We start from the raw sequence: 10,353 nt of genomic DNA, 5'->3' as shown, positions 1-10,353 counted from the left end.
TCTGTTGCGTCAGCAGGACAAGCGACAGTGCTAGTTCCTAAAGCAGGAGGTGTTAAAGCGCCAGCGTAATCAATGGTTATCAACTGAGCAGCACTTGCAGGGTTCCCAGCAATATCAGTATAACTCCAAGTTCTAGTAATAATGTCCTCGCAGCCACTAAAAGATGAATCACTTCCAACAACAGTCCCAGAACCATCGCAATTATCCGTCCATCCAAGATTAGTCATAGCGGGAACATTGCTAATGCATGAGACAGTAACGTCTGCAGGGGGAGCTGAAAATATTGGATCTGTAACATCAGCTGTAATATCAAAAACAACATTAGCTGCATTTGTAACTGAACCATCAGTAACCTCAAGAGTAAGTACATATTCACCTGTAACGGTTGGTGTAAAAGATGAACTAGTGGTCGCTGCCTGACTGGCTAAAGCAAAGTCATCGACAAGTGTAGAAAGTGTTCCATCAGGAAATCTTAGGACCCAATCTGCAGTTACATTTGTTCCTGTACCTGAATAACCTCCTTCAAAATTTATTGTAGAACAAACTTCAGATGAGATTGGAGAAGTAGCAGGTGTTGTAATTTGAGCGTTTATTGTTCCACCAGCCGCTAAAACTTGCCCGAAAGTATAAGAACCAGCAGATGGGTTTCTACAGGCGGCATATTGAACACCGTCAATGATAATTTCGTTATTAGGAGTGCATGACCCAGCAATGTCACCTCCGTTTTGGAACGTTACAGACGCTCCGGCAGGTAATAGTAAACTGGCTTGTGCATTTGAAAATTCCAAAAATGTAGAAGCACCATTTATATCTATAGATGTTGTATTTAACGTAACTTCCCAAGGACTGCTATTTGTGTCTAAATCCAAAGTCCCAGTAACAGTAACACTATTTATAGGTGGAGTTGTTATGTTATTTGTAATATTTAAAGTACCGTCAACCACTAAATCTCCCATAGAAGAAGCTAGGTTAGTAGCCAAGTTTATGGTATGCGTTGCTTGAATGGTTACTTCATTGGTTCCTGGAGATAGACCTGGGTAGTCCACAGCAGAAACCCAACCAGCTCCATAATCTGCTTCCCATATAAATGGGTCATTCCAATCTCCACTACCAACAGATCGATAATCTCCTGCTGCCAAAGGGGCGGCCAAAGCAAAAGCATTTGATTCCTTAATAGCGCTCTCCTTAATAGATGCATCATTGGAAAGCAAACCAGAAAAAAACGAAACCAGCTTATATTGTAAATGGTGTATAGGTGAAGTAGGTGTAGGTACGGTACTTAAACTTCTTGCATACAAGCTACCGCTTAATAACAGAATAAATAAAGCGCAAGCGCTTTTGTAGATGTAGTTCTTCTTCATAAATTGTTAATATTTAGGGCGTTGCACAACAAAATATAAACCACAAATAGAAATTAAATTTCTCTAGTGATTGTTTATAATTTGGTTTAAAGTGCTATTAACCAATTTTAATGAGGGTGTAAAAATATTATCACAGTCTATAGATAGCAAATAAATTCGTTGAAACGTCGATATTTTCTTTATTCATAATGACTAATGTTTTTCATCTGGATTAATTTGTGTAATGTTTTGAAAAGCAGTTAAATATGAAAAAAATAATAATCATTTAAATTTAGTTAGCTTATTATTGACTTTATACAACTACGAATATAGTATAAAAAAATAATAATATCGACAAAAAGTTAAAAAAATCAGTTAAAATGCATTTTTTCTTGTAAAAAAAGTTAAAAAAATCAGTTTAGGACTCATTTACAAACGTTAAAATTAGATGGTAGATTTAGAAACTAGCTAAAACCATTTGACTAACTATTTTTTTTAAAGCAAATAAATTTGCTTTAAAAAAAATGCCCTCTGTTGAACAATTTAAATTTTTACTTAATGAATTGATAGCACATGCCAAGTAGAGGTTTAAAGTTTAGATTGGTGATTCTGATTCGTTTTAAAATAGGTCGACAAGTTTTTTATAAGTTTAATTAAAGAGGTGCCCTAAAACGTAATTTTTAGGGCACCTCTTTTTAAAATTTAAACTTGGTTGGTTTTTATTGAATTAATACTTTTTTAGAGATTGTGCCATCATGAGTTACTAATTTAATAATATAAGATCCACTACTAATTTTATTGGTCTTAAATTCAAGATGGTCCTGACTGTCAATGTTGTTTGCCTTAAAAATAAGTTTACCAAGAACATTATATAATTTTATGTTTTTTATACCCTTAAGGGCAGGGTTGTTAATAATAATGCTTCCTTTCTCATTTGAATATAATACTTGCACGTTAGATGAAGTATTGCCATCGGTTATTCCTAATAAAGTATTTGCAAATGTAATTTCAAAACGATTTGTATAATCGCCAGGGGTAAGATAGACATTGTAACTACCATCCATTAGGTTAAAGAATGAACCTAATTCCTTATCATGCAAATAAATGTTCTTGGTGTTATCAAAGTTTTCCAAGAAATCTATTCCAATGGAACTCATTCCTTCCTTTTGAACTTTAACACCAATGGGCAGTACTTGTTCCTCGGAAAAATTATCAACGGCCTGTATAACGAGCTTGGTATCATCCATTTTCCAATACATGTCTTCTTTATTGGTTTCAATTAAAATGGCATCATAACCCAAGTCAAATTCTTTTGACGTGTTTTGATCTGCACCAACAAGTAATTGACGGTGATATCCTCCGGAAGAATCAAACATGAGTCTTATTTTCGGTCTGGTATCTACTTCTTTTTGAGTTGTTTTAGAACTGCTTTTCTCTGTAGATTTTAGGAATATAGATCCCGTATTTGATCCTGAAACAGTTTCTGTTTGAAAAGTTCTCTGGCTATTTTTAAATAATAAATTTCCTCCCACAACAGGCTGAGATAATCCAACCAAACTTGCATCTAAAACACCTGAGACAAAGAAACCTTGGCCTACAGGGATGTATCTTTCAGGTATTTTTGTTCCTGATACTCCAGTAGCATTAATTCTGGTGTCAGTGGAAATTGCTTTAATACCGCCCATTAGCGTGTAGGTAGCATAGCCTCCTTGGTATTCGCTTAGGTTATGGCTGTTTATCGCGAAATGGTCCCAAAAATATAGAGCACCGTTAATTACGTTACCTGAAGGGTTTCGTCCATCGGTTTCTAGATTACTGATGTTGTCTTTTATGAACTCATCCGCATCAAGCGCTGAGGGGTAGGGGTTTCCCACTAAATACTCATTTCCTGAATTTATGGTGAGGTTAAAATCACCATTGTTTGGTTGTCCAATAAAAATATAGTTTTGGTCTGGTGTTGCCGTTCCAGGGCCTTTCATGGTAAACCCTTCGCCAATAGACAACGAACCTGTGCTTCTAACATGTTGCCATTCAGAATAGGTGTTAGATGGTCTATTGTTGTATTTCCAGATCCAATAATCTGCATTTTGTACTGGAGAGGTGGTACCGTTGTACCCTGAAGCCAAGAATCCCACATTGCTAATTACATCAGGCACTGTGTAATTTGAATTGCTTGTTGGAGCAACAGGAGAACACCAGTAGTTATAAACATAAGTATTAGAAACACCTTGTTGGTCTCGTTCTAATTGTCCGATACTAGATGGATCTAACGAACTGTCAGGTCCTTGTACTAGCTGCGATTCGTCTTCTAAATCAATTAAACCATCTAATTTTAAATACCAACTTACATTAAGCTCTGTATCGTTTTGTATGCTAAATTCAATTGGATTTGAACTTCCATCCAAAGCATCTACAATTAAACCAACGTGTTTTTGATTTGCATTGTAAGTAACCGCATCGTGTGAAATTTTCACAATGGACCAATCGTATGTAACGGCATCATTTCCATTTACACCATCAGTAGCAATATTTAATGCGGTTGGTAAATCACCACTTTGCTGTGTAACAAACGGAAGTGGGGCAGATTGAACATCTATAATTTTTGTATTGTATATTTTAGCACCACTGCCAACATCTATGCTAGCGGTAGCATAGTCATCAAGAATATCATCTTTATAGGCATCCATTCTAAAATATCTTTGCAATGATGAAGAAGATAACGGTGTAGTTACATCTGTAACGGAGTTATAATCAGTTATGTCTGTTGGAATGACTTCCCCCATAGCATTGCCAACGGTGTATTTTAATTCTTGATAGATCATTTTTCTAAGCTCATCAGCCGTAAGTGCTTTATCAAATACACGCAGTTCATCCATATAACCATGATAGTGTTGATTTCCCGCTGATGATTTTCCAATCATTAAATTGGATGCATCTGTAATGCCTCCCGAGTTATCACTAGCTTCTTCAACTCCATTAATATATAGTTTTGTGCTACCAGATTCTGTGGTTGCTGCAATATGTGTCCAGATTCCGTCTGTAATTGCGGATGTAGAGGTGAGGGTTGTACCTTCAACCACTACACTTACTGTATTGTCGGCATCATTAATTCTTAAATAAAAATCGTCTTGACCTGCAACCATTCTATCTTCATTAAGGGTATTGGCACCATTAGATCTTATAAATGCCATAATGGTAGCATCACCAGCAGGTATCACATTGGTGTCTTCTCCATAATCATTACGACCATCAAAGAATAAATGTAATTTTCTGTCTAAATCTCTAGGTGATCCAAAAATGGAGCTATCTGTATCAAAAGTGTCTAGTATGCCATCACGTTCTGAATCTGTTGAGCCATCAACATCACCATCGTTATCAGCATCGAGACTGGCGTATAATGTGCCATCAATGTCCCAAGTAGAGCCATCAGACATTGTGTCCAAATAATCTGGAATTCCATCGCTATCTGTGTCTAAAGCATACAGTGGTCCTGTTCCTTGACTATTATTTCCATAAGAATCGCCATAGGATGTATTATTTTCGTGAAAATCGTAAATATCAAGGATACCGTCTCCATAGCCTTCGTTGATACCATCACCATCTGAATCCTTTAATCTGAATGTTTCGGTTTCAACGCCATCTCCAACACCGTCACCATTGATGTCGCCATCACCATTTTGAAACAAGGTGTCATTAGTGTTGATAACACCAAGTTCATCAACATCAAAAATACCATCGTTATCACTATCTAAATCAATATAGTTTGGAACACCATCACCATCGCTATCTAAAGGTGAAACACCTTCTGAAGGATCGTACATACCATTTCCTCCTGCATCTGTCCAAGCGGCTACAGTTGTTAAATTAGCTTCACCTTCACTCACACTAGCAAAGCCTGCTTCTACAACATCTGGAATACCATCGTTATCTGAGTCTAAATCGAATACGTCTGCGATACTATCGCTATCTAAATCACAAAGTGTTTGTGAAATAACGATATCATCTATTGCTAAATCGTTTCCACCACCACCTGGTGCATTGTTCACAAATTGTACAACGAAAGACGTTTCTGATGTCGTTAATTGTTGCGTAAACTGCTTCCATTCTGAGGTAACACATGTATTGAATGCTGGATCAGAAGGGTCGTACGCTGGATCATTAGGGTCGTTAATGGCTCCAGAACATCTGGTAATATCACCAGTATCGAAAGTGGCTAATAAGGTACTTCTATCTGAAGTATAAAAGTTTACCGTTACGTTTGGTTGAATACGAGGAACACTTCCAGGGCCTTCTTGAGCGATAAAGCGAGAATCATCATTATCGATATTTACTACCCAAAAACTATAGGTTACAGGCACATTAGATAATGTTCCTTTAATTTCGGTTTCGTAAAATACACCCGGAGCGTAACTGGCATTAAAAATAGCCATTCTACCATCGGTATCTCCAGGGGTGTGGTCTTCAATAGTGCCCCAAGCATACCAAGCCCATGGTGCAATAGCATCTCCTGTAGGTCCTACTGTTTCGCCATTTACACCTGTAGTTATAAAGCTAGCTACCGTGTATTCTCCATCTTGAAGACTTGTTGCATCAAAACTTGAGTCACAAGGTGAACTGGTTCCACTGTCTCCGTCTTCTATACAATAATTGGTTGTTGCACTATATAGTGTACTAATGGCGGTACTTCTTGTGGTTCCAGTTCCAAAGGTTTCATTCAAGAACTTATAATCTGTTGTCGAGGCAAAACCAGCTAATCGACAATTGTTTTCTTCAGTCGAATCGGTTATACCATCGTTATCATCATCCTCATCTGCATCATCATAAACCCCATCATTGTCACTATCAAAAAATATTCTTTTACCATTGGCAGAAAGATTTATAGTGTAAGTTTCTTCACCAGAATCTCCTGTTGATAGTATTGTTAAAGTAGCAGTTTCCAGAACCTCTGTTAAGGTGCTATATGAAATTTGAATGGCTTCAGATCCAAATACACCTAAAACTAGTGGCGTAGTTGGCGCACTTTGAAGCGTGAAATTTGCTGAGCCCGTTAAAGCTATAGAGGATACATTTAAATCTGATCCTCCAATATTTTGTAAATAAAATGTTCTTGTAGCAGTTTCAGAGACAATTTGTACATCTCCAAAATAAGTGTGGTCAAATATAGAAGGTGTATTACTGCCATCACCAATGATGGATTGCAAATTTCCTTTAACATCAATTTCGGCACCACAAGTAGCTCCGGAAACGTTAAAGTAACCTGTGTAACCTGCTGATGAGGCATTGTCCCCATCATCAGTGTTCACAAAATCGGCACCTCCCCCAGTAGGATAAATTCTAATATTATCAGAACCAGCCCAACCATTGTCATTGGTGTCATACATAATGTAATAGTAATTGCTTAAATCTTCTACACAACTTAAATCTACCGTGGTACTATAACTGGCATTACCATTACCTGAATAACCATTATCTATAGTAAGTAAAAGCTCGTCTGATGGCGAGTAAATTTCAACTCGGTTTTGTTGTGAACCACTAGGCCAATTTACATATACTGATACCTCTGTAAATGTGGAATTAGCACCCGTACCTTGAATATTAAATACATACGGATCTTCACTTCCGGTAGTATCATTATTCGCAATAGATACTGTTGCTGTTCTAGTTCCTAAAGCCGAAGGGTCAAAAGTAATATCAAAAGTTGTACTACTATATCCGGATATGGTTTGTGATATCCCTGTAATATCTAAAGTAAAATCAGCGGCATGTGTACCGCCAATAGTAATATAAGGTGAAGGATCATCTAGGGTTAAATTAGCTGGTCCTGTATTATGAATGGTAAAGGTATGCGTCACACTACCTACCGAAACACCTGTAGATCCAAAATTAGTATCGTCTGATATTAAAGGGGTATTTAAGCCATCTCCATCAATTGAATTCCCAAGTCCTCTAACATCAATTTCCGGAGCTGGTGTTAAGGCATTGGCAGTTATGTTGAAAACATAAGTGCCTTCATCAGAATCATCATTATTAATGGTAACTGTGGAGTTTTTTGTTCCTGTACTTCCCGCATTAATGGTAACCACAAAAGTTGTGCTTGCACCGGCACTTACCGTAGCAGGTAATGTAATTCCAGATACCGTATAGTTTGTAGCATCTGATAATACGATGCTGGTAACATTTAAAGTAGCTGCACCCGCAGAGTTATCTATAGTATAGGTTTGTGCACTTCCTATTCCCACGTAAACATCACCAAAATCAGTGTCATCGCCTGTGTCTGGGGTGTTTGATGCATCTCCAGCTATAGAACTTCCATTTCCAAGTACGTCAATTTCAGGATAATTTTGGTAACCTGTACCTTGGATGGTAAATGTATAGGGAGAATTGGTCCCATTTGTAAAGGTTACTGTTACAGTGGCAGTTTTTGGTCCTATTGAGCTTGGTGTAAAAGTAATAGTATGAAAAACTCCACTATTATTACCAGCAATTGACCCGTAATTAGTTGAGGTCGTAGGCGTAAAATCGGTAGAACCTGAAATAGTTACAGTAACATCGTTTAGGTATTTTGTTGAATTACCATTTACTATGTTATCTAGTTGAAAACTATTTGCTTGATTTGAACCTACTAAAACAGAACCAAAATCTGTATCGTCTGCTAGGGAGGGAGTTGTATCTCCATTATTGATTGTAACAGAATTACCAATAACTTCTAACGTACCTTGTCCAAATATATTGGGACAATTAAATAGTATTAAAGCAAAAATTACGAGAGTATAATTTTTCATAATTAAATAAGTTAATTTTAGTTTGGGACTAATTATTTGGTGTCAAATATCGGTGATGTATCCATGAAATGCAAAAAAAATCGATGAAATACATTATTTATTTTGTAATTTGCTTATTATCAGAGGTTTGATAAATTCAATAAAAAAGAAAAAAACTTTCATAAGTGAGAATATTCATATTGATTAAAAATATGAATTATGAGTATGATAAGGTTTTATGTTTTTAGAGTGTATGGCTTTTTATATTAAGGCATGTTTGAAATTATTGTATAAAAAAAAGGTGAGTTTTTTATATTCACCTTTTTTTTATACTTTATTATATGTTAATACTTAACTATTCTTTTGATTGTTTTGGCACCGGTTTTACCACTAATAATTTTCATTATATATGGTGCCTGTTCTAGGTTGTTTAGCCCAATAATGCTGATATAGCCATTTATACTAGTACGCTTCTGATTTAGTATTAATCTCCCATTCATATCAAATATTTTTATATCAAAAACAGTATTGTTGAAGGTCAATGGTAGTTTAATGTCAATATTATCATTAAAAGGATTAGGTGTAACTGAAATGTTACTTAAATTAAACCCATCTACTTCTAAAGCACCGTCTGGTGTTGAAGGATTACAGTCATCATCAAGTCCATTTCCGGAAATCTCGTCTTCACCCGGATTGATGTTTCCATCGGTATCATCACAATCGGTATTGTTGTCACTGTACCCGGCAGGCGCTGATGTAGCACAAAGATCGGCCGTAGAGGTTGACCCAAAGCCATCACCATCCGCATCTACATAATAGGTAATTGGCGAGTTGATCGCTGCATTGGCATCGTCACAATCGGTATTGTTGTCACTGTACCCGGCAGGAGCTGATGTAGCACAAAGATCGGCCGTAGTGGTTGAACCAAAGCCATCACCGTCGGCATCAACGTAATAGGTTATCGGCGAGTTGATCGCTGCATTGGCATCGTCACAATCGGTATTGTTTGTACTGTACCCGGCAGGTGCCGATGTTTCACAGAGATCGGCCGTAGTGGTTGAACCAAAGCCATCACCGTCCGCATCTACATAATAGGTAATCGGCGAGTTGATCGCTGAATTTGTATCATCACAATCGGTATTGTTTGTACTGTACCCGGCAGGCGCTGATGTAGCACAAAGATCTGCCGTTGCGGTTGAACCAAAGCCATCACCGTCGGCATCGACGTAATAGGTAATTGGCGAGTTGATCGCTGAATTTGTATCATCACAATCGGTATCGTTGTCACTGTACCCGGCAGGCGCTGATGTAGCACAAAGATCGGCCGTAGTGGTAGACCCAAAGCCATCACCGTCGGCATCAACGTAATAGGTTATCGGACTGTTGATCGCTGCATTGGTATCGTTACAATCGGCATTGTTTGTACTGTATCCGGCAGGAGCTGATGTAGCACAAAGATCGGCCGTTGCGGTTGAACCAAAGCCATCACCGTCCGCATCAACGTAATAGGTAATTGGCGAGTTGATCGCCGCATTGGTATCGTCACAATCGGTATTGTTATCTGCATATCCTGCAGGAGCCGATGTTTCACAAAGATCGGCCGTAGTGGTTGAACCAAAGCCATCACCATCCGCATCTATATAATAGGTAATCGGCGAGTTGATCGCTGCATTGGCATCGTCACAATCGGTATCGTTGTCACTGTACCCGGCAGGCGCTGATGTTTCACAGAGATCGGCCGTAGTGGTAGACCCAAAGCCGTCACCGTCCGCATCTACATAATAGGTAATCGGCGAGTTGATCGCTGCATTGGCATCGTCACAATCGGTATTGTTGTCACTGTACCCGGCAGGCGCTGATGTAGCACACAGATTGGCCGTTGTGGTTGAACCAAAGCCGTCACCATCCGCATCAACATAATAGGTAATCGGCGAGTTGATTGCTGCATTGGTATCATCACAATCGGTATCGTTGTCACTGTACCCGGCAGGAGCCGATGTAGCACAAAGATCTGCCGTTGCGGTAGACCCAAAGCCATCACCATCCGCATCAACATAATAGGTAATCGGCGAGTTGATCGCTGCATTGGCATCGTCACAATCGGTATCGTTGTCACTGTACCCGGCAGGAGCTGATGTAGCACACAGATTGGCCGTAGAGGTTGAACCAAAGCCATCACCGTCCGCATCTACATAATAGGTAATCGGCGAGTTGATCGCTGCATTGGCATCGTCACAATCGGTATTGTTGTC

The 10,353-nt window shown here is 38.4% G+C and carries 3 protein-coding genes; all 3 read right to left on the bottom strand.

Annotation, left to right across the window (positions count from 1 at the left end):
- A partial coding sequence (locus ACIEHO_RS15270; RefSeq protein ID WP_406973298.1) for an HYR-like domain-containing protein occupies window positions 1-1,361 on the bottom strand: 1,361 nt, incomplete at its 3' end.
- Between the two features lie 698 nt (window positions 1,362-2,059).
- Window positions 2,060-8,122: a choice-of-anchor D domain-containing protein gene (locus ACIEHO_RS15265; RefSeq protein ID WP_406973296.1), complete on the bottom strand. Its 6,063-nt coding sequence runs from the start codon at window positions 8,120-8,122 to the stop codon at window positions 2,060-2,062.
- Window positions 8,123-8,445: 323 nt separating this feature from the next.
- A partial coding sequence (locus tag ACIEHO_RS15260; RefSeq protein WP_406973294.1) for a MopE-related protein occupies window positions 8,446-10,353 on the bottom strand: 1,908 nt, incomplete at its 5' end.

Source organism: Flavisericum labens (genome assembly GCF_045446075.1).
Classification (GTDB): Bacteria; Bacteroidota; Bacteroidia; order Flavobacteriales; family Flavobacteriaceae; genus Flavisericum; species Flavisericum labens.
The sequence above is the reverse complement of the archived record's forward strand: the minus strand, read 5'-3'. Positions and strand labels throughout refer to the sequence as shown.

Bases quoted from the DNA above. Each gene is read 5' to 3' on its own strand.
- ACIEHO_RS15265 (WP_406973296.1), bottom strand. From the start codon at position 8,122: ATGAAAAATTATACTCTCGTAATTTTTGCTTTAATACTATTTAATTGT.